Annotated in this window: 15 protein-coding genes, 1 tRNA gene and 1 pseudogene; 6 read left to right on the top strand and 11 right to left on the bottom strand. The window is 59.6% G+C overall.

All coding sequences use genetic code 11. The features are described 5' to 3' along the window. Positions 1-27: 27 nt before the first annotated feature. The 3 genes from ACF6ZU_RS10105 to ACF6ZU_RS10095 form a co-directional block, all read right to left on the bottom strand. Positions 28-822 carry a carbon-nitrogen hydrolase family protein gene (locus ACF6ZU_RS10105; RefSeq protein ID WP_392892015.1) on the bottom strand — a complete coding sequence of 265 codons (795 nt, stop codon included), beginning with the start codon at positions 820-822 and terminating at the stop codon, positions 28-30. Between the two features lie 12 nt (positions 823-834). Next, positions 835-2,517 carry a flavin monoamine oxidase family protein gene (locus tag ACF6ZU_RS10100; RefSeq protein ID WP_392892013.1) on the bottom strand — a complete coding sequence of 561 codons (1,683 nt, stop codon included), beginning with the start codon at positions 2,515-2,517 and terminating at the stop codon, positions 835-837. A 259-nt stretch (positions 2,518-2,776) separates the two neighbouring features. After that, complete coding sequence (locus ACF6ZU_RS10095) at positions 2,777-3,238, bottom strand: Lrp/AsnC family transcriptional regulator (protein ID WP_046029956.1); 462 nt, start codon at positions 3,236-3,238, stop codon at positions 2,777-2,779. Between the two features lie 177 nt (positions 3,239-3,415). On the opposite strand from ACF6ZU_RS10095, the gene ACF6ZU_RS10090 reads away from it, so the two are divergent. Together ACF6ZU_RS10090 and ACF6ZU_RS10085 are read left to right on the top strand one after the other, a co-directional pair. After that, on the top strand, positions 3,416-5,770 hold the full coding sequence (locus ACF6ZU_RS10090) for a glucose/quinate/shikimate family membrane-bound PQQ-dependent dehydrogenase (protein ID WP_392892011.1): 2,355 nt from the start codon (positions 3,416-3,418) through the stop codon (positions 5,768-5,770). A gap of 122 nt (positions 5,771-5,892) precedes the next feature. Then, complete coding sequence (locus ACF6ZU_RS10085; protein ID WP_392893764.1) at positions 5,893-6,540, top strand: peptidase M41; 648 nt, start codon at positions 5,893-5,895, stop codon at positions 6,538-6,540. Positions 6,541-6,581: 41 nt separating this feature from the next. Here ACF6ZU_RS10085 and ACF6ZU_RS10080 read toward each other — a convergent pair whose 3' ends face one another. After that, on the bottom strand, positions 6,582-6,890 hold the full coding sequence (locus ACF6ZU_RS10080) for a DUF3077 domain-containing protein (RefSeq protein ID WP_392892010.1): 309 nt from the start codon (positions 6,888-6,890) through the stop codon (positions 6,582-6,584). 555 nt (positions 6,891-7,445) lie between these two features. Here ACF6ZU_RS10080 and ACF6ZU_RS10075 point away from each other — a divergent pair. After that, positions 7,446-7,972 (top strand): annotated as a pseudogene (locus ACF6ZU_RS10075) (hypothetical protein). 221 nt (positions 7,973-8,193) lie between these two features. On the opposite strand, the gene ACF6ZU_RS10070 reads toward ACF6ZU_RS10075, so the two are convergent. The 5 genes from ACF6ZU_RS10070 to rpsU all read right to left on the bottom strand — a co-directional run bounded on the left by ACF6ZU_RS10070 (position 8,194) and on the right by rpsU (position 16,730). Continuing rightward, positions 8,194-8,270: transfer RNA gene (locus tag ACF6ZU_RS10070), tRNA-Ile, on the bottom strand. Between the two features lie 15 nt (positions 8,271-8,285). Further along, a complete protein-coding gene (locus ACF6ZU_RS10065) occupies positions 8,286-12,032 on the bottom strand; it encodes a bifunctional diguanylate cyclase/phosphodiesterase (protein WP_392892008.1) in 3,747 nt (1,248 codons plus the stop codon). A 122-nt stretch (positions 12,033-12,154) separates the two neighbouring features. After that, a complete protein-coding gene (gene rpoD, locus ACF6ZU_RS10060; RefSeq protein ID WP_392892006.1) occupies positions 12,155-14,002 on the bottom strand; it encodes an RNA polymerase sigma factor RpoD in 1,848 nt (615 codons plus the stop codon). A gap of 67 nt (positions 14,003-14,069) precedes the next feature. Next, complete coding sequence (gene dnaG, locus ACF6ZU_RS10055) at positions 14,070-16,049, bottom strand: DNA primase (RefSeq protein WP_392892005.1); 1,980 nt, start codon at positions 16,047-16,049, stop codon at positions 14,070-14,072. A gap of 465 nt (positions 16,050-16,514) precedes the next feature. Then, positions 16,515-16,730 (bottom strand): 30S ribosomal protein S21, encoded by a 216-nt coding sequence (gene rpsU, locus ACF6ZU_RS10050; RefSeq protein WP_002551877.1) that lies wholly within the window; start codon positions 16,728-16,730, stop codon positions 16,515-16,517. Positions 16,731-16,929: 199 nt separating this feature from the next. On the opposite strand from rpsU, the gene tsaD reads away from it, so the two are divergent. After that, on the top strand, positions 16,930-17,955 hold the full coding sequence (gene tsaD / locus ACF6ZU_RS10045; protein ID WP_392891986.1) for a tRNA (adenosine(37)-N6)-threonylcarbamoyltransferase complex transferase subunit TsaD: 1,026 nt from the start codon (positions 16,930-16,932) through the stop codon (positions 17,953-17,955). A 23-nt stretch (positions 17,956-17,978) separates the two neighbouring features. Here tsaD and plsY read toward each other — a convergent pair whose 3' ends face one another. Continuing rightward, on the bottom strand, positions 17,979-18,548 hold the full coding sequence (gene plsY, locus ACF6ZU_RS10040) for a glycerol-3-phosphate 1-O-acyltransferase PlsY (RefSeq protein ID WP_392891985.1): 570 nt from the start codon (positions 18,546-18,548) through the stop codon (positions 17,979-17,981). Between the two features lie 74 nt (positions 18,549-18,622). On the opposite strand from plsY, the gene folB reads away from it, so the two are divergent. Both folB and folK read left to right on the top strand, forming a co-directional pair. Next, the gene (gene folB, locus ACF6ZU_RS10035; RefSeq protein ID WP_008027044.1) at positions 18,623-18,979 is read left to right on the top strand and encodes a dihydroneopterin aldolase; all 357 of its coding nucleotides are present in this window, start codon (positions 18,623-18,625) and stop codon (positions 18,977-18,979) included. Continuing rightward, positions 18,970-19,488: a 2-amino-4-hydroxy-6-hydroxymethyldihydropteridine diphosphokinase gene (folK, locus tag ACF6ZU_RS10030; RefSeq protein WP_392891983.1), complete on the top strand. Its 519-nt coding sequence runs from the start codon at positions 18,970-18,972 to the stop codon at positions 19,486-19,488. Before folB ends, folK begins: the two co-directional genes overlap by 10 nt. A gap of 82 nt (positions 19,489-19,570) precedes the next feature. On the opposite strand, the gene ACF6ZU_RS10025 is transcribed toward folK, so the two are convergent. Further along, positions 19,571-20,800, bottom strand: coding sequence for a multifunctional CCA addition/repair protein (locus ACF6ZU_RS10025; RefSeq protein WP_392891982.1), 1,230 nt, complete (start codon positions 20,798-20,800; stop codon positions 19,571-19,573). Between the last annotated feature and the right edge of the window lie 9 nt (positions 20,801-20,809).

The following is a 20,809-nucleotide window of genomic DNA, read 5'->3' as shown; positions in this document are numbered from 1 at the left end:
GCGCTAATGCTAGCGGATTACAGGGTGTCAGCGCTTGTTCAGCTCGCCGTAAAGCTCGGGGCGACGATCAATGAAGTAGCGATTGGCGGCGCGGGAATCGACCATCAACTGGCGATCCAGCTCACCGACAATCAGTGCTTCATCCAGGCCCGCTTGAGCGATGCGAGTGCCATCCGGCGCGGCAATGCTGCTCTGGCCGCAGTAGTGGATGTCACCTTCATTGCCGCAATAGTTGGCGTAGGCCACGTAGCACTGGTTTTCGAACGCGCGGGCGCGAACGGTGACGTCGGCGACGAAGTCGTAAGGCACCATGTTCGCCGTCGGTACCAGAATCAGCTCGGCGCCGGCCAATGCCAGACGCCGCGCGTTTTCCGGAAACTCGACGTCGTAGCAGATCAGGAAACCGAGCTTCCAGCCATTGAGCTCCACCAGCGGAAAATCATCCTGTCCGGCGCTGAACATCGAGTGATCGAGGTCGCCGTACAAGTGCGTCTTGCGGTAGTTGCACAGCCGCTCGCCGCTGGCGTCGATCAACTGCACGGCGTTGTAGATCTGCCCGTCCTCGGTGCGCTCGGGATAGCCATACAAAATGGCAATCCCTGCGGTTTTGGCGATGCGCGCGATCTGCTGCGCCGACTCACCGTTGTGCACCTCCGCCAGCACGCTGACGGCATCGACGCCGATGTTGTAGCCGGTCAGGAACATCTCCGGCAGCACCAGCAGGTCGGCGCCTTTTGCCTCCTGCGCCAGCTGCTGCAGGCGCTGCAGATTGCCGGCGACGTCAAGGGGCAGCGGCGGACATTGGTAAAGGGCTACGCGCATTTGGAACTCCTTTTACTCGGGCAGGGCGATCGGACCGATCTCGTTGAACACATCTCCTGGACCCGGGTTCTCGGCGTGAGTTTCACCGCCGAAGTGTTTCATGATCCCCCACACCGCATTGAGCGAGGTCTGCACCGCGCCTTCGACCCACGCCGGCGTCCACGAAACGTCGTCGCCGGCGATGAAAATCCCGCGCTGCTCGGCTGGCATGTCGTCCTGCATGAAATGCGCGTACATGCGCTGGTTGTAACGATAGTGGCCGGGCAGTGCGCCTTTGAAGGCACCGAGGAAATACGGGTCGGCTTCCCATGAGACGGTAATCGGGTCGCCGATGATCCGCGCGGCGATGTCGACTTTCGGGTAGATCTTTTTCAACGCGTTCAGCGCCAATTCAACGCGTTTTTCCACCGGGTGCGGCAGCATTTTCAACGCGTCGCTCATCCACGAGTACGACAGGCAAATCACCCCGGGCTTGTCGTCGCCGTTGTCGAACAGGTAAGTGCCGCGGGTCAGGCGATCGGTCAGGGTCATGCTCATCAGGTCGCGGCCGGTTTCCGGGTCCTTGTCCTTCCAGAACGGCCGGTCGACCATCACGAAGGTTTTCGACGATTGCATGTAGCGGGTGCGGTCCAGGGCCATCCACATCTTTTGCGAGAACAGGGTTTCGTCGCATTCGATCTGGGTGGTCAGCAGCCAGCTCTGGCAGGTGGTCAGCACGGCGGCGTATTCGCGGGTGTCGCCGTTGTTGTCGGTGACTGCAAAGCGGCCGTCCGCAGCGTGTGCGATTTTTTTCACCCCGGAGCGCGGCGCCCCACGGTGCAGCGACTTGAGGCTGGTGCCTTCCGGCCAGTGCACGCAACGTTCCGGCACATGACGCCAGATGCCTTGCGGCACTTGCTCGACGCCGCCGACGACCAGATGTTGATGGTCGTCGCAGTTGGTCATCACCACGCGGAAAATTTCCAGCATCGAGTTCGGGAAGTCGGAGTCCCAGCCACCGGTACCGAAACCAACCTGGCCGAACACTTCGCGATGGTGAAACGACAGCTTGGCGAAGGCTTCGGAAGTGGCGACAAAATCGTAGAAGGTGCGGTCGTCCCACAGCGGAACCAGGGTGTTCCACAACTCTTTCAGGCGCGGCACGTCACGGTCTCGGATCGCTTGCTGGATATCGGCAAACTGCGAACCGGCTTCCAGGGCATCCGCCCACGCGTCAGCGACTTCCTGAAACAGTGCGGGAAGATCCGCCAGTTTCTGCGCGTAATGGGTTTTGCCTTCGATATCGATCACGGTGCTGCCGGAGGCCGGCGTCAGCGGGTTGGGGAAGGGTTTGGTCTCCAGCCCGAGCTTGTCGACGTAGTGGTAGAACGCCGTGGACGACACCGGGAAGCGCATGCCGCCGAGTTCGGCGACGATGCCATCAGTCCCGTTGAACGCTTGCGAGCGCAGGCGGCCGCCGAGCTTCGAAGCTTCGTAGACGACCGGCTTGAGGCCCAGTTTCATCAGCTCATAAGCGGCGACCAGACCGGCGATCCCCGCGCCGACGATCGCGACTTCGGCACCGTGGTTGTGGGCAGGAATGCTGCCGAGGCCAGCCGGGTGCTCGATCCAGTCGTCAAAGCCGAATGGGAAGTCCGGGCCGAAAATGGTGACTGGTTTTTTACCGTCTGCAGGATGGCGATTGTTCTTGTTCATGGCTGACCTTACTGGCGACCGGACGCGGGGTGCGCGTCTGAGTATAGGAAAAGATGGCAGCCATTCTAGAGAGCGTAGAACACGTTAATAAGACGCAATGTGTCGTCGTTTTGCTAATTAACTGGTCAAAATGACGAGACATTGCTGCACACCGTCCAGTGTGGGAGCGAGCCTGCTCGCGATGAGGGTGTGTCAGTCGACATTGATAGTGATGGGTAAATCGCATCGCGAGCAGGCTCGCTCCCACCTTGATCCGTGTTTAAACCGGCTGTCCACGATCTATCTTGCTGCTCAGGATGATCGACGTGGTCGTCTTCTCCACACCATCCACACTGCCAATCTGGTCCAGCAACTGATCCAGCTGCTCAGGCGAATCCGTGCGCAACCACGCCACATAATCAAATTCGCCACTCACCGCACACAGTTGCTGCACCTGGGCCATGGCGCTGAGCCGACGCAACACTTCCTTGCCGGACCGCGGCTGCACCGTAATCCCCACATACGCCTGCAACCCGCCATCCACAACCCGCTGACCCAGCCGCACGCCGTAACCGGTGATCACCTTGGCCTTTTCCAGCCGCGCCAGCCGCGACGTCACGGTGGTGCGGGCGATGCCCAGTTGCCGGGCGAGCATGGCCACGCTTTCGCGGGCATTGATCTGCAGGGCCGCGATCAATTGGCGGTCGATTTCGTCAAGAACGGGCGGGCGGATGTCGGGCAAGGGGCGTCTCCAGAGCGGTACAGATCAATGGTTCAGCATGTTACAGGCACATCTCGAACAGCGGATGTTTGATCTAGGCTCAATACCGTTCATGCCATTTTTGCCTGCGACAATTTGCCATAAGTAACCAGTTCGTACATTATTCCGCGCTTGTCACAAATGGGGATAAATACCGACATGAAAAATTCTGGGGCTGCCGGCGGCGGCAAATGGTTGCTGGCGGGGTTGGGTGTCCTGATTGCGTTGATCGGGCTTGGCCTGGCCGGTGGCGGCGGTTATCTGGTGTCGCTCGGCGGCAGCTGGTACTTCCTGCTGATGGGCCTGGCGATGCTGGTGTCCGGCCTGATGATTGCCCGTCGTAACCCGCAAGGTGCGCGACTGTATGGCGTGGCGCTGATCCTGACCGCGATCTGGGCCGTCTGGGACACCGGTTTCGAATACTGGCCGCTGGTTTCTCGGGTGCTGACGTTTGCCGTGATCGGCCTGGTCGTGGCGCTGATCTATCCGACGCTGGTGCGCGCTTCGGGCGCGACGGGTGGCCGTGGCGCCTATGGCCTCGCCGCTATTCTGGGCGTGGGCGTTGTCGCCACGATGGCCTACATGTTCGTGCCGACCCATGTGGTCAAGGCCGACAGTGAGCCGGCTGTCACGCCCGTCGCGCCGGGTACCGAACAGAAAGACTGGGCCCACTGGGGCAACACCACCGCCGGCAATCGCTTTGCTGCGTTGGACCAGATCAACAAGGGCAACATCGACCAGTTGCAGGTGGCGTGGACCTTCCGCACCGGCGACATCCCGCAAAGCACCGGTGCTGGCGCTGAAGACCAGAACACGCCGCTGCAGATCGGCGATACGGTCTACACCTGCACCGCCTACGGCAAAGTCTTCGCCCTCGACGCCGACACTGGCGCCCAGCGCTGGAAGTTCGATCCGCAAGGCACCGCGCCGAACTGGCAGCGTTGCCGTGGCCTGGGTTACTCCGAGACCCCGGTGTCGTCGGATAACCAGCCCACTGCCTGTGCGAAACGTCTGTTTCTGCCGACCGGCGATGCGCGCCTGATCGCGATCAATGCTGAAACCGGCAAGCCGTGTGAAGCGTTCGGCAACAAAGGCACGGTCGATCTGACCACCGACATGGGCGAAGTGAAGCCGGGTTACTACCAGCAAACCTCGACCCCGCTGGTCGCAGGTGATGTGGTGATCGTTGGCGGCCGCGTGGCCGACAACTACTCCACCGGCGAACCGCCAGGCGTGGTCCGTGCCTACGACGTGCGCAGCGGCGAACTGGTGTGGGCGTGGGATCCGGGCAACCCGAACACCACCAAACGCCCACCGGCTGGCGAGACTTATACTCGTGGCACGCCGAACGTCTGGTCGGCCATGTCCTACGACGCCAAACTCGGCCTGGTTTACCTGCCAACCGGCAACGCCACGCCAGACTTCTTCGGCGGCCAACGCACGGCATTCGATGACAAATGGAACTCTTCCATCGTCGCCATCGACGTGAAGACCGGTCAGGTGCGCTGGCACTTCCAGACCACCCACCACGACCTGTGGGACTTCGACCTGCCGGCACAACCGCTGCTGTACGACGTGCCGGACGACAAGGGCGGCCTGCAGCCTGCTCTCGCGCAAGTCACCAAGCAGGGCGAGATCTTCCTGCTCAACCGAGAAACCGGTGCGCCGATCGCCCGCGTCGAAGAGCGTCCAGTACCGCAGGGTAACGTGCCTGGTGAGCGTTACTCGCCTACCCAGCCGTTCTCGGTGGACATGCCGTCAATCGGCAACAAGACCCTGACCGAAGCCGACATGTGGGGCGCCACGCCATTCGACCAGTTGATGTGCCGCATCCAGTTCAAAGGCATGCGCCACGAAGGCGTCTACACCCCGCCGGGCATGGACCGCGCGCTGCAATTCCCCGGTTCGCTGGGCGGGATGAACTGGGGCAGCGTCTCGGTTGATCCGAACACGAACTACATGTTCGTCAACGACATGCGCCTGGGCCTGGCCAACTACATGATCCCGCGCGACAAGATCGGCGCCGGGGCCAGTGGTATCGAAATGGGTGTGGTGCCGCAGGAAGGCACGCCGTTCGGAGCCATGCGTGAACGCTTCCTCTCGGCGGCCGGCATTCCGTGCCAGAAGCCACCGTTTGGCACCATGTCCGCCATCGACCTCAAGACCCACAAACTGATGTGGCAAGTCCCGGTCGGCACCGTGCAGGACACCGGCCCGCTGGGCATCCGCATGCACTTGCCGATCCCGATTGGCATGCCGACCCTGGGCGCCTCGTTGGCCACCCAATCCGGCCTGTTGTTCTTCGCCGGCACTCAGGATTTCTACCTGCGAGCGTTCGATACCGGCAACGGTAATGAGATCTGGAAGTCGCGTTTGCCGGTAGGCAGCCAGTCGGGTCCGATGACTTACGTTTCACCGAAAACCGGCAAGCAGTACATCCTGCTGACGGTGGGCGGTGCGCGTCAGTCGACTGATCGTGGGGATTATGTGATTGCGTACGCCTTGCCCAAGTAAAGGCTGAATCATGGGCAAGAAAAAACCGCGCAATTGCGCGGTTTTTTTTGGCTGCGTGGGTGGGATGGACAGCGATGGTCAATCGTAGTCGAATGCGAAATCGAGTGATGCGAGGCGATGAGATGAATAGGAACATGCCCGCCGCAGTACAAGACCGCGCCTTGCAGATAGCCCATCACGAAATGGGGCACTACGTCATGGCCCGAGCCTTGGGGTTTTCAACGGGCGGCGTGACGCTGTCCGTGACCATGGACCTGCGGCATCAAGGGGGCGCTTCCATCACGTTGGCGCGCCCGATCACCTCGATGGAAGCGCTGACCACGTATCTGGAAGCCCGGATGATGGTTCTGATGGCGGGTGCCATGGGGCAGACGTTGTCTTCGAAGCAGGTGTCCGGTAGCCATGTCGACAAGTCGAAAGCGGTCGCCATCCTGAAAGGCGCGCAAGGCGCGGAACAGGATTACGCCAAAGTGAAAGAGCTGCAGCATTTGCTGCGCAACATTACCTGTCAGGAAACGGACTCCACTTCCTCTGAACGTATTGCGGCTGAGCTCAAAGCGATGACTGATCACGTGTGGACTCGGGCTCAAAAAATCATCGATGACCTGGCCGATACGATTACCGAGTTGGCGCTATTGCTGGTAGAGCGGATGGTCATCGTCGAGCAGTGGGGTAGGTCGGCGGATACGTATGAAGTCGTTTTTACCCGTGAAATGCTTGAGCGGTTGCCGGCGGTGCGGGCTGTTCCAGTATTGAGTGTCTGCATGTAAACACCATGTGAAAGCCCCGAATGTCCGGGGCTCATCCCTCGTTATTTTTTGCTCTTCGTTTCGGTCCGGTCAGGCCCACGCTCCAACACCTTCATCACATCATCGACGACGGCTTTGCTCATCGACGCCAGGTAATGCGCGGCCCAAGCGTAACGGTCGGTGTCTTTGGCGTAGGCAGCGTCGATGTTCAGTTCTTTGGTCAGGCACAGAAGGTTTGAGGCTTGGGCGAGAGCATCGGCAAGGGGTACGCCGCGACTGACACGGAACAGTGCCTGGTTTGAGCAGTAGAGGAAGGGCGTGAAGCCGATGGTTTGAAGTTCTGAAGGGTGGAGCGGATCTGTTTTTGTCATGGTGTTGCTCCCGTCGGTTCGAGGAGCTGCCCCACACGTTTCCAAGCGAATGGGTGGCAGCTGTGCGCAGGTTGGAAAACCGGGAACCAACGAAACCGGCACGCCCGAAGGCGTCCCACGCACAGCCACCATAATTCAAGACCGCAGCCGAAAAGGCTCCCGCATTCATGAAGGGTGCTGTTGCGTTTCGGTTCGACGGGTTTCCAAGCCCGATCGCTGAATGGTCAGCGACGACCCGAGACTATCCCGCCGAAGAAAAGCGCAACAAGGCATCAAAGTGCCCAAAAAACACGATTCGGAGTTTGCCTACAAGGTCTGCGGGCGTCATCCGATATTGCGCCACCGGAAGTAAACAAAACCAAACGCCTCTCATGCAAAAGCCGCGTATTACGCGGTTTTCTTGTTCTAGACGTCTCGTCTCGATATCAGATCGAAATCTGCTTCAGGGCGGGTAATGGACATCATTTTCGGAAGCGCCTGACATACACGGCGGCGGCCTCTTGTCGAACATTGACTCTTTCTCATGGCGTTGAGCCTTGGATCGAGATTGGTGGAGTGGAGACTAAAGTGACAGCCTATTTTCCAGTTCTGACCATCGGCGATGAGACCTATGATTTTTCCCATCTTGAACCGTTCAATTTCAAGGTTTCGAGTCAATTGGCCAAACGTGATCTACGAATCATTGTTTCAGTCAGAGCTATGAGGTGGCGAAACATCCGGCCGGTGAGCCAGTCCTAAGCGACAGTGCAGGACGACCACGCACCTTCTGTGCAATCCGTTATCGGCTGTCATTGGGGCTGCCGGTGGTGATCCAGGGGTTGAACCATCCCCAGTCTAAGGTCCGAGAGACAGCAGCCCTGCGTAATTGGGCATACTCCTTGACGATTCAGGACCCTGCCGGGCCTTACCACATATTCTTCGAGATACGCCGGGCGGCCAGGGAAAAGCCGCAGGATCTGAACCTGGTGGTTGAGAGTGCTTATCACCAAACCGAGCAACCGCCGAGGCTACTCGGAAAAATGAGCTTCATGCTGCTGTGCGGTAAGGTCTACTTGCGGCAACCCAGTTCGACCAGGCGCTAGGGACAGAAACGAAAAAAGACGCCATAGGCGTCTTCTTCGATACGGTAAAGCAGATCCGGACACCACTTGCGAACCGCTTTGCGCGGTTACGGCTTTCGCCGCTGGGAAGCGCTCAATCTCATCCGGTCAGTCGCTTCGATGGGTGAAATCTAATGAAAGTTGCTATCCACGTCAATCATGGTGAGTGACGTAAGCCGCGTCATCAGCGCGGCTTTTTTGTTTGGTGGGCCCACACGGACTTGAACCGTGGACCAAAGGATTATGAGTCCTCTGCTCTAACCAACTGAGCTATAGGCCCTCAGTAGGTCGCGGATTATAACGACGGTTTCTCGGCTGTGCTATCCGAAAAATCCGATACGGCTATACGAAGAAACGTCGCGGCGAATTCCTCTGCGGGCAAGGGCGGGCTGATGATGTAGCCCTGTATTTGTTCACAGCCTTCTTCGGCGAGGAATTGCTGCTGAGCCAATGTCTCGACACCTTCGGCAATCACGGTGAATTGCATGCTGCGACCCAGCGCGATGATTGCGCGGACAATTGCTGCATCGTGCGGATCATCCGGCAGGCCGCGGACGAAAGACTGGTCGATCTTGAGGATGTCCAACGGCAGGCGTTTGAGGTAACTCAACGAGGAATACCCGGTGCCGAAGTCGTCGATGGCCAGCTGAACGCCCAGGTGTTTGAGTTGATGCAGCACCGCCAACGCTTCCTCGGCCTGGCTCATGATGAAGTTTTCGGTAATTTCCAGTTGCAATAAGCCGGGTTGAAGACCGTTGTCCTTGAGCAGTTGTTCGATCCTGCCCAGGAGGTTGGGCTGGCGCAGTTGCGCGCCGGCGAGGTTGACCGACAACGGGCCGAGGCATTCGTAGGTCTGATGCCAGTCGAACATCTGCTGGCACGCCGTTTCGAGCACCCAGTCGCCGATCTGCAGGATCATCCCGTTTTCTTCGGCCAGGGGAATGAAGTGTTCCGGCGGCACGTCGCCGAAGGTCGGGTGGCGCCAGCGGATGAGCGCTTCGGCACCGACCAGGCGATTGTCGTGCACGCTGATTTTTGGTTGGTAATGCAGCAACAGTTCATTGCGTTCGATGGCGCGGCGCAGTTCGTGTTCCAGCGCCACGCGCTCGCTGGCCTGGGCCGTCAGGTCGCGGGTGTAGCTTTCGACCCGATTGCGGCCCTTGGCCTTGGAGCGGTACATCGCCGCGTCGGCGTTCTTGACCAGCGTGGCGACGTCACAGCCGTCCTTGGGATACAGGCTGGTGCCGATGCTGGCGCTGATGAAGAACTCATGTTCGCCGGCCTGGAACGGCGCGGTGAAGCAGTTGAGCAGCTTGGTGGCGATGTTGTCGGCGTCGCTGGATTGCTGCAGACCCGGCAGCAGGATGATGAACTCGTCACCGCCCAGGCGTGCCACGGTGTCGATGTCACGCAATTGCTCCTTGAGGCGCACGGCGATGCCCTTGAGCAGCAAGTCGCCGACGGGATGGCCCAGGCTGTCGTTGATGTGTTTGAAGCGGTCCAGATCGAGGAACAACACCGCGCCCTGGCCGCCGTTTTCCCGCTGATTGTCGAGGGCGGTCAGCAACCGGCTCTCGAACAGGGTGCGGTTGGGCAAGCCGGTCAGCGGGTCGTGGTGCGCCTGGTAATCGAGTTTGGCCTGCGCGTGCTTGAGGCTGGAGATGTCGGCGAACACCGCGACAAAGTGGGTGATGAATTTTTCGCGGTTGCGCACGGCGCTGATGGTCAGCCAGCTCGGATAGAGTTCGCCGTTCTTGCGCCGGTTGGAAATTTCACCCTGCCAATGACCTTCGGCGGTGAGTTGGTGCCACATGGCGGCGTAGAACGCGCTGTCATGCAGGCCTGACGCGAGCAGGCGCGGGGTGTGGCCCAATGCTTCGCTTTCGCTGTAGCCGGTGATTTCGGTGAAGGCGCGATTGACCGCGCTGATGTGCTGCTGGGTATCGGTGATCAGCACGCCTTCGGCAGTGCTTTCGAAGACGGTTGCGGCCTGTTGCAGTTTTTCCTGCATCAAGTGGCGCTCGGTGATGTCCCGGGCGATGGTCAGCATGCAATCTTCGTCGCCGATCGGCAGCGGACGGCTCGACACTTCGCAGAGGCGGATCTGCCCGTCGCTGCGGCGGATATGGCAACTGAAGTCGCGGACAAACCCGTCGCGATGCAGTAGGTCGAGCATCTGTTTACGTTCGTTGAGGTTGACCCAGATGCCCAGCTCCAGTGCCGAGCGGTCCACGGACATCGCACTGTTGAAGCCGGTGATGCGGCTGAAACCCTCGTTGACCTCCAGCAGCAGACCGTCGCTCTGCCGCGACAGCAACAAACCGTCGGGCGAGGCATGGAAGGCCTTGGCGAATTTCTCTTCAGAGGTTTGCAGCTGTTGCTGGGTTTCCTTGAGCTGACTGATGTCGCGCACGACCACCACCAAAGCGGGGGTGGTGTCGAGATCGAACGGTTCGGCGGAGATCAGCCCGGTAAACACCTGGCCATTGTTGCGGCGAAAAGGCATCTCCAGGTTACGAATGCTACCGGCCTGCAACCTTTGCAAAAGGCCAGGTCCGACACCGGGAATGCCCCAGATATTCAAGTCGGTGGCCGTTTGGCCAATGACCTCTTCAGCCTTGAGCCCGATCTGCTCTTCGAACGCTTCGTTGACCTCCAGCAGACAGCCATCGGAGAGGCGCGCGATGACCAGGATGTCCGGGCATTGCTGGAACACCGAGGCAAACTTCTGTTCCGACAGGCGCAAGGCCTCTTCGGTGCGCTTGGCTTCGCTGATGTCGATCATCAGCCCCCGCATCACCGGCTCATGGCCGTGCTCGATCAGGCTGACGATATCGCGCACCCAGATGCAACGGCCGTCGGCGGTGATCACCCGGTAATCAAGGCTGTGATCGCGCCCGGCGAGGACTTCGTGATCGCAGAAGGTCTGGGCTCGCGTCAGGTCGGCGGGGTGGATGATGTTGCGCCAGAAGCCGGGAATCAGCCAATGAGCCAGGGGATAACCCAGGAGTTCTTCGGCGTGGGGTGACACGTAGCTGTAGGTGAAATCGGTGATCCGCGCTTCCCAGGCAATGGCCGAAAGGCTCTCCACCAGACCGCGATAATGATATTCGCTGCTGCGCAGCTCTTGCTCGAGGTCGACCCGGCGGGCGATCTCCGAACTCAATCGGCGGTTGATCCGGATCACCACCGCCAACACCGTGATCAGCAGCAGCAAACCCGGCAGGCCGTAGACCAGCAGGTCGGACCAGAAGGTTCGGTGATCGAGCACGTTGCCGACCCAGTGTTCCTGAATGGCGCTGATTTCCGCCGGAGACATGTCAGCCAGGACTTTGTCGAGAATGCCGACCAGGATCTTGTTGTCCCGGGGCACGCCCATGGCCAGTTGATAGCGATAAGGCGTCTCGCCACTGACGTAGAGCCCGTCGAGCTTGAGCTGGCGCAGGCTCCAGACGCTGGAGGCGAGGTCGCCGACCACGGCGTCCACTTCATCGGTTGCCAAGGCCTGCAAGGCCGAGCTGACGTTGGGCATGCCCACCAGGTTCAGGTCGGGATGGTGGGTGCGCAGCAGTTCATGGGGCGCGTAGTTTTCCACCACGGCAATTTTCAGGCCGTACAGGTCTTCGAGCTTGCGCGGTTGGGCCCCGCCGACGTGGGCAAGAATGACAATTGGGAAGTCGAGATAGGGGCGCGTAAATGACAGGTAGGTCTGGCGTTCCGGGGTCGACATGATGCCCGGCAACAGGTCCAGCTTGGCTTGTTTGGCCTGTTCGAGCACAACGGTCCAGCTCACGGGCTCGATGGGCGTGAGTTTGATTGCCAGGCGCTGGCGAATCAGGTCGATGTAATCCGCCGCAAGGCCCTGATAGCGGCCATGATCATCACGAAACTCGAAGGGTGGCCATGACGCATCGACACCCAGGCGCAGGTCCGGGTGGGCCGTAAGCCAGCTACGTTCATCGTCGGTCAGAGTCAGCGCGCCAGCCGTTGCGGTCCAGGTCATCAGCGACAGCAAAAAAAACACGGTCGGCAGTCTGGGCATAACGGTCTCGTTATGGCTCGGGGGAATGTTTCGAGTGTAGACGGGCAATTCGGTGGGGGGGAAGTGCGGGGCGTTTTATCTGTAGAAAGCAAAACCCCCGGCCTGGGCCGGGGGTTTTGTGATCACTCGTCGAGGAAGGAGCGCAGGTGCTCGCTTCTCGTCGGGTGGCGCAGCTTGCGCAGCGCCTTGGCTTCGATCTGACGAATCCGTTCACGGGTCACGTCGAACTGCTTACCAACCTCTTCAAGAGTGTGGTCGGTATTCATGTCGATACCGAAACGCATGCGCAGTACCTTGGCTTCACGGGCAGTGAGGCCGGACAGCACTTCGCGAGTCGCTTCTTTAAGGCTCTCAACGGTAGCAACATCGATTGGCGACTGCATGGTCGAGTCTTCGATGAAGTCGCCCAGATGGGAGTCTTCGTCATCACCGATCGGGGTTTCCATGGAGATCGGCTCTTTAGCGATCTTCAATACCTTGCGGATCTTGTCCTCAGGCATTTCCATGCGTTCGCCCAGCTCTTCCGGGGTCGGTTCGCGACCCATTTCCTGCAACATCTGCCGGGAAATACGGTTGAGCTTGTTGATCGTCTCGATCATGTGCACCGGAATACGGATGGTGCGGGCCTGGTCGGCGATCGAGCGAGTGATCGCCTGACGGATCCACCAGGTGGCATAAGTCGAGAATTTGTAGCCGCGGCGGTATTCGAACTTGTCTACCGCTTTCATCAGACCAATGTTGCCTTCCTGGATCAGATCGAGGAATTGCAGGCCACGGTTGGTGTACTTCTTGGCGATGGAGATCACCAGACGCAAGTTCGCTTCAACCATCTCTTTCTTCGCGCGGCGGGCCTTGGCCTCACCGATCGACATGCGACGGTTGATGTCCTTGATCTCGGCGATCGTCAAACCGGTTTCGGTTTCCAGTGCGGTCAGCTTCTGCTGGCAACGAATGATGTCCGGTTGCAGGCGACCAATGGCTTCAGCGTATTTGCTTTTGCCTTTGGCCAGTGCATCGGTCCAGCTTTCGTCGATTTCGTTGCCCGGGAACTGACGCAGGAAGTCGGCACGCGGCATACGGGCATCACGAACGCACAATTGCATGATCGCGCGCTCTTGCTGACGCAGACGATCCAGGGCACTGCGAACACGCTCGACCAGGCCTTCGAATTGCTTCGGCACCAGTTTGATCGGCATGAACAGCTCGGCCAGGGCCAACAGCTCGGCGATAGCTGCCTTGTTGGTGCGACCGTGCTTTTTCAGCGCCTTGCGGGTGATTTCCATCTGATCGGAGACAGCGCCAAAACGCTGTGCAGCGATGATCGGATCCGGACCGCTTTCGGCTTCTTCTTCGTCATCCGTTGCTTCGGCGTCATCGTCGTCGGTGTCGTCGTCCGCTTTCACGGCTTTCGGATCGACTGGCGGCGGCACTTCTGCAGCAGGCGGCGCAATGCCGTCGTCCGGGTCGATATAACCGCTCAGGACGTCGGACAGGCGGCCACCTTCGGTGGTGACGCGGGTGTACTCGGAGAGAATATGGTCAACCGTGCCAGGGAAGTGCGCGATTGCGCCCATCACTTCACGGATGCCTTCTTCAATACGCTTGGCGATTTCGATTTCGCCTTCACGTGTCAGGAGCTCGACCGTACCCATTTCGCGCATGTACATGCGCACCGGGTCGGTGGTGCGACCGATGTCGGTTTCGACCGCTGCCAACGCTGCTGCTGCCTCTTCGGCCGCGGCTTCGTCGGTATCGGCGTCGGCCAGCATAAGGGAATCCTTATCTGGCGCAACCTCGAATACGTTGATCCCCATGTCATTGATCATGCGGATGATGTCTTCCACCTGTTCCGGATCTGAAATATCCTCCGGCAGGTGGTCGTTGACCTCCGCGTAAGTCAGGTAGCCCTGCTCACGACCAAGTGTGATCAACTCTTTGATACGAGACTGCTGTTGCGCTTTTCCGGACATAACACCCTATCCACTGAAGGTCTTGGCGGGCAAAAAACAAGCCGAGGATTATACCTGAGCTATGACCTCACGCGCCAGTTGAGGTCGGGTTTGGTGCAGCCATATTGCGTTTTAATAGGTCGCGCATCTGATTTGCGATCTGATTTGCTTCCTCTGCGGTCAATCCTGGCTGCCTAGCTTTTCTGATAAGTGCTTCAAGGCTATCCGTGTGTTGACCCGCTGATAGCCTAGTAATGGTGTCTAAAAACTGTTGTTCAAGGTTGCCGCCCTCAATCAGCCATTCCTTCTCTGCCAATGCTTTGAGAAGACGACCCTGTTCAGTCCCGTGCCAGCGGGCCATCAACTGGATTGAGTTTAGCTTAGGATTTTTTTGCACGGCCTCGATCAGCGCTACCAGCAGTTGTGCGTAGGTATTGCTCTCGTTGGCGAAGTGATCGGCGGTTTCGACCCGGCCGGCCAGTTCCGGGTGATGAATGAGCGTGCGAAGCGCAATCAGGGTTGGGGCTTCCACGGCGATCGGTGTGCGCGGAGCGCTCGGTTGATCACGATCACCGCCGCGCTTGCCATTTTTGTCCCAGGGTTTCTTGTCCCATTTCTTGCCGCCGGCACCGGGTTTCTTCGGCGTCCATTCCTGCTGCGGCGCATACATGTCTTGCGCCTGGGGCTGATGGTAGTCGGCGAAATCCGGCATGGCGTCGTAATCCATGCCTGGATCGTAGGCCGGTGGTGCGTCCTGGGGCGCGCTTTGCACCAGCTGGCTCACGGCTTCGCCGCTCAGACCGGTAATTTCGGTCAGGCGCTGGCGCATCAGGATGCGCAGGTTCGCGCCCGGTACCTTGTCGATCAGCGGCGCCGCGAGGGTGGCCATGTGGGCCTTGCCTTCCAGCGATCGTGGATCGGATTCTTCGGTCAACTGCTGGAAGAAATAATCCGCCAGCGGTTGCGCATGCTGGTTGATTCGCGCACGGAAGGCGTCGGTGCCCTCGGAGCGAACCAGCGTGTCCGGATCTTCGCCTTCGGGCAGAAACAGGAAGCGTGCTCGGCGTCCGTCTTGCAGGCACGGCAATGTGGCTTCCAGTGCGCGCCATGCGGCATTACGGCCGGCCTGGTCGCCGTCAAAGCAGAACAGCACGTTGGGTACGACGCGAAACAGTCGTTTCAAGTGCTCTTCGCTGGTGGCGGTGCCCAGCGTCGCGACGGCATTGCGCAAGCCTTGCTGGGCGAGGGCGATGACGTCCATATAGCCTTCGACGACGATGATTTCGTCGAGGTTGCGGTTGTTCTTGCGCGCTTCATAAAGGCCGTAGAGTTCCTGGCCCTTATGGAATACCGGGGTTTCCGGTGAGTTCAGGTATTTCGGTTTGTCATCGCCCAGCACCCGGCCACCAAAAGCGATGATGCGCCCACGGCTGTCGCGGATCGGGAACATCACGCGATCGCGAAAGCGGTCATAGCGTTTGCCGGTTTCGGCGTTCTCGATCAACAGGCCGGCATCGACCATGGCTTTCTGTTGCAGGGTGTCACTGCTCAGGTGCTTGAACAGATTGTCCCAGCCGGGCGGCGCGAAACCGAGGCCGAAGTCCCGGGCGATCTCGCCGGTCAGTCCACGACCCTTAAGGTAATCCACGGCGGCTTTGCGCGATGGATGGCTTTTCAGGGCCTGACGGTAAAAGTCGGCGGCGGCGGTGAGCAGTGGGTACAGCGGCGAATCCGTCGGCTGGCGCGGCTTGTGCGGCCGGCCGCTTTCTTCGCGGGGTATTTCCATGCCGGCGGCTTTGGCCAGTTCTTCGACTGCCTGGATGAAGTCCAGGTTGTCGTGATCCATCATGAAGCCGAGGGCGTTCCCGCCAGCGCCACAGCCGAAGCAGTAATAGAACTGTTTGTCAGGGCTGACGCTGAAGGAGGGGGTTTTCTCTTTGTGGAACGGGCAGCAGGCGGTGTAGTTCTTGCCGGCCTTTTTCAGTTGCAGGCGCGAGCTGACCACATCGACGATGTCGGTGCGGTTCAGAAGGTCGTCAATGAAGCTCTGGGGAATTAGCCCGGCCATGGCGTTCTCGTCATCTGCGCTGAAATGGACCCGAAACGAAATGCGACCGGGCATGGCGCACAAGTGCGCGGCTCGACCAGTGTCGTCTGCGTAATCGCTGTCGGGAAGTGTATCTGCCGAAAATCCACTGACGTTAATAACAATCAGAATTCGACTATTTGAAAGTGTTTCGCTGAATCCGCTGCGGCCTGTCGGTGGCCCCGGATAGCTCAATAAGCGGGCACGCAAGAAGGTGCCTTGGGCTGATCGTCGTGAGAGGAATCAGTGGGTGTGCTCGTCAGTAGCCTTGGAAGGCTCGTCAGAAAAGACGTGCACCGCTGGCAGAAAGCCAGGTCTGACGCTGTAAAGCAGGTTGTCTCGGTCGCATGTGCGGCTTTGACGGTGAAGCATCAAGCGTTGTCCGCAAATGCCATTAGCCCGGCTGAGGGCCGGGCTTGGCAGAAGCTTGCTACGATCGTCTGTGTATTAGTACAGACGAACGGCGCGGCGCTGTTCGCGCTGAACTTTCTTGGCGTGACGCTTAACAGCGGCTGCTGCTTTGCGCTTACGCTCAGAAGTTGGCTTCTCGTAAAATTCGCGGCTACGAACTTCAGCCAGTACACCGGCTTTTTCGCAGGAGCGCTTGAAACGACGCAGAGCTACGTCGAAGGGTTCGTTCTCTTTTACTTTGACGGCTGGCATCCAGAGCTACCTTCATTCATTACCGGGGTCAACATCCTCGCGGCAAAAGAGCACTTGAAGACGTCGGTTTTTAAGGGTTGCGGATGTTAACCCCTCATCGCTCGGAATGCAAAGCCTCTGATCGAAAACCGCTAGTCGGGGCATCGCGTGGCGACTATTATGCGCGCCTTCGAATTCAGCCTAAACAAGGCGCAAACCCATGCTAGTACTGGGATTAGAAACCTCCTGCGACGAAACCGGTGTCGCATTATATGACAGTGAACGCGGCCTGCTGGCCGACGCGCTGTTCAGCCAGATCGATCTGCACCGTGCCTATGGTGGCGTGGTGCCGGAGCTGGCCTCGCGTGATCACGTCAAACGCATGCTGCCCTTGATTCGTCAGGTGTTGGCCGAGGCTGGCTGTGTGCCGACCGAGATCGATGCGATCGCCTACACCGCGGGCCCCGGCCTGGTTGGTGCGTTGCTGGTGGGTGCTTCCTGCGCTCAGGCGCTGGCCTTTGCCTGGGGTATTCCGGCCCTTGGCGTGCATCACATGGAAGGCCACTTGCTGGCGCCGATGCTCGAGTCGAAACCGCCGGAATTCCCGTTCGTCGCTTTGTTGGTGTCGGGCGGTCATACGCAGCTGGTTCAGGTCGACGGCATCGGTCAATACACGCTCTTGGGCGAGACGCTTGATGACGCCGCCGGTGAAGCGTTCGACAAGACAGCGAAAATGATGGGGCTGAATTATCCGGGTGGCCCGGAAATCGCGCGTCTGGCAGAGCAGGGCGTTGCAGGACGTTTCACGTTCCCGCGTCCGATGTGCGACCGCCCGGGCCTGGCGTTCAGCTTCAGTGGCCTGAAAACCTTCGCCCTGAACACCTGGCAACAGTGCGTCAGCGCCGGGGACGACAGTGAGCAGGCTCGTTGCGACATCGCGCTGGCGTTCCAGCAGGCCGTGGTGGAGACTTTGACCATCAAGTGCAAGCGCGCCCTGAAACAGGCCGGCATGAAGCGTCTGGTGATTGCAGGAGGCGTCAGCGCCAACAAGGCATTGCGCAGTTCCCTGGAGAAAATGCTCGGCGACCTGAAGGGCGATGTATTTTACGCCCGTCCCGAATTTTGTACCGATAACGGCGCAATGATCGCGTTTGCCGGCTGCCAGCGCTTGCAAGCCGGCCAGCATGAAAGCCTGGCGATCAGCGTGCAGGCACGCTGGCCGATGGAGCAATTGTCGGGCCTGTGATGAGCGAGGCTTGTGTTCGGCAATTAAAAATGCCGTTCGCGCCCGGCAAACAGGTCGCGTAGATTGCCACGATGACGCCAGACGATCAGCCCCGTGAGCGCGCTCATGGGCAGCAGCGCCGCCGGTTCCTGCCAGGCCAGCAGCGGCAGGGTCAGCGGCGTGGCGATCAGCGCGGCGAGTGAGCTGGTACGGGTCAGGTAGAACGTCAGCAGCCAGGCACAAACCGCCAGCAGGGCCGCCGGGGGGTACAAGCCCAGCAACATGCCGGCAGCGGTGGCGACACCCTTGCCGCCGCGAAAGCGAAAATACAGCGGGAACAGGTGGCCGATGACGGCGCAGACGCCAATCCAGGCCTGATCTTGCAGCGAAAGGCCGGCAACACCGGCGATCAGCACTGGTAGCAAGCCTTTGCAGAGGTCGCCGATGAGGGTCAGGATGGCGAGTTTCTTGCCGGCCAGACGCAACATGTTGGTGGCGCCGGCATTGCCCGAGCCACTCATTCGCGGATCGGGATTACCGGTCAGGCGGCTGAGCAAAATGGCGAAGGACAGCGAGCCGAGCAGGTAGGCGAGAGTCGCCAGTAACCAAAACATGCTAACTATTCCGGGCGAGGACGCCCTGATTCTAACGGCGCATTGCGCCCTTGTCGTGCAGCGGAGAAGAGTGCTTGGACAGAGTGTTTATCGAGGGCCTGGAAGTCGACACCGTAATTGGTGCCTACGACTGGGAGCGAGGCATCCGACAGTGCCTGCGTCTTGATCTGAGCTTCGCCTGGGACAATCGCCCGGCCGCGGCCGGTGATGACCTGACCCTGGCGCTCGATTACGCGAGCGTTTCCTCACGCATCCAGGCGTTTGCCGAGCAGGCGCAGTTTCAGCTGGTCGAGACCTTTGCCGAGCGCCTGGTCGAAGTGCTGATGAGTGAATTCAATATCACCTGGATGCGCCTCAAACTGACCAAGCCAGGCGCCGTCCCGGCGGCCACCGGCGGTGTGGGCGTGGAGATCGAGCGCGGATGTCGCTGACTCAGGTGTACCTCGGGCTCGGTAGCAATATCGAGCGCGAAACCCATTTGCAGGCTGGTCTGGATGCCCTGGCTGGGTTTCTGGTGGATATTCACTGCTCGGCGGTCTTCGAAAGCCAGCCAGTGGGGATCAAGAGCGGGCCGTTCTTCAATTTTGTGGTCTCGGCCTACACCGATCTGCCGCTGATGGAGCTCGACCGCCGGTTGAAATTCATCGAAGCGGACAACGGTCGCTATGCGCCGGACCGCAAGGGTTTGCCGCTGGACATCGATGTTTTGCTTTTCGGTGATCTGGTGGGCAACTTTGACGGATTGATTCTACCGCGTGCGGAGATTCTGAAAAATGCCTTCGTGTTGTGGCCTCTGTCGCTGATTGCGCCGGATCGAGTGCATCCGGGTGTAGGCAAAAGCTTCGCGACGCTGTGGGATGAGGCTGAGATTGATCAGGTGTTGGCGCCGGTGGCGTTCGAGTGGCGTGGCCAGCAACTGACCTCTTCGAGCTTGTTGTGACCTGACTGATGCTTTCGCGAGCAGGCTCGCTCCCACAGGATTGATGCGAACTCTGTGGGAGCGAGCCTGCTCGCGAAGCTGTTCAAGCTTGTGCCGTCTCTTTGTAAATCTTCAGGGCTTTGAGACGTTCACGCTTGATCGCCTCGCCTAACTCCGGCCCCTTGAATCCCTTCTCCAGCAACGGTTGAACCGCCACGCTACGCGCAGCAGTCGCCGCCCCACGCAAATAATCCGCCTGTGGGTAACTTCTCTGCTCCAGCCCCTTGCGGCCCCGGGCATCCATCTCGCACGCGGCGATGAATTCCTCAAAGCGCTGCGGGCGGCGATAGACGTCAAAACTCTGCAGCAGCTCCAGCAAGGTCGAAGGTTTCAACTCCAGGGCGCGATGGCCATGGGTGTGATATTGGCCCACCAGCAACGCCAGTTCCTGGCAGTCCTTCGGTGCCTTGAAGCGCTCGTTGACTGCTTTGATCAGCTTCAAACCAGTGTGTTCATGAGCGATATGCCGCGGCCATTCCTCTTCGGGCGTCAGGCCTTTGCCCAAGTCGTGCAGCAGGCAAGCCCAGCGCACGGTCAGCGGCTGCTTGTGCCGCGCTGATTGCTCAAGCACGCTCAGTGTGTGCACGCCGGTGTCGATTTCCGGGTGGTGAGCCTCCGGTTGCGGGACACCGAACAGCGCATCGACCTCCGGCATCAGCACTTTCAGCGCGTCGCAGTCGCGCAACACCTGAATGAAGACCTGGGGTTGATCTTCCATCAGCGCGCGGGAGATTTCCTTCCAGCTGCGTTCGGCGGTCAACGCTTCGAGTTCACCTGACTCGCTGAGCTCGCGCATCAGCTCCAGGGTTTCCGGAGCAACGGTAAAGCCCAGCGCCGCATAACGCGCAGCAAAGCGTGCAACACGCAGAACACGGAGTGGATCTTCGGCGAATGCGGGGGAAACGTGACGGAGTACCCGTGCTTCGAGATCGCGCTGGCCATGATAGGGGTCGGTCAGGTTTTGCTGATCGTCCTCGGCAATGGCATTGATCGTCAGGTCACGACGAATCAGGTCTTCTTCGAGGGTAACTTCAGGGCTGGCGTGAAAAGTGAAACCGCCGTAGCCACGACCGCTTTTGCGTTCGGTGCGGGCGAGGGCGTATTCCTCACCGCTTTTCGGATGAAGAAAAACGGGGAAGTCCGCACCCACCGGGCGAAAACCCTTGGCGAGCATTTCCTCGGTGGTGGCGCCAACCACGACCCAATCGATATCGGTGACAGGTTTGCCCAGCAGGCGATCACGAACCGCGCCACCAACTTTATAAATCTGCATAAAAAACCT

The organism is Pseudomonas migulae (genome assembly GCF_043225285.1).
In the GTDB taxonomy this organism is placed as follows: domain Bacteria; phylum Pseudomonadota; class Gammaproteobacteria; order Pseudomonadales; family Pseudomonadaceae; genus Aquipseudomonas; species Aquipseudomonas migulae_C.
This window is presented reverse-complemented; position numbering and strand designations above follow the sequence as displayed.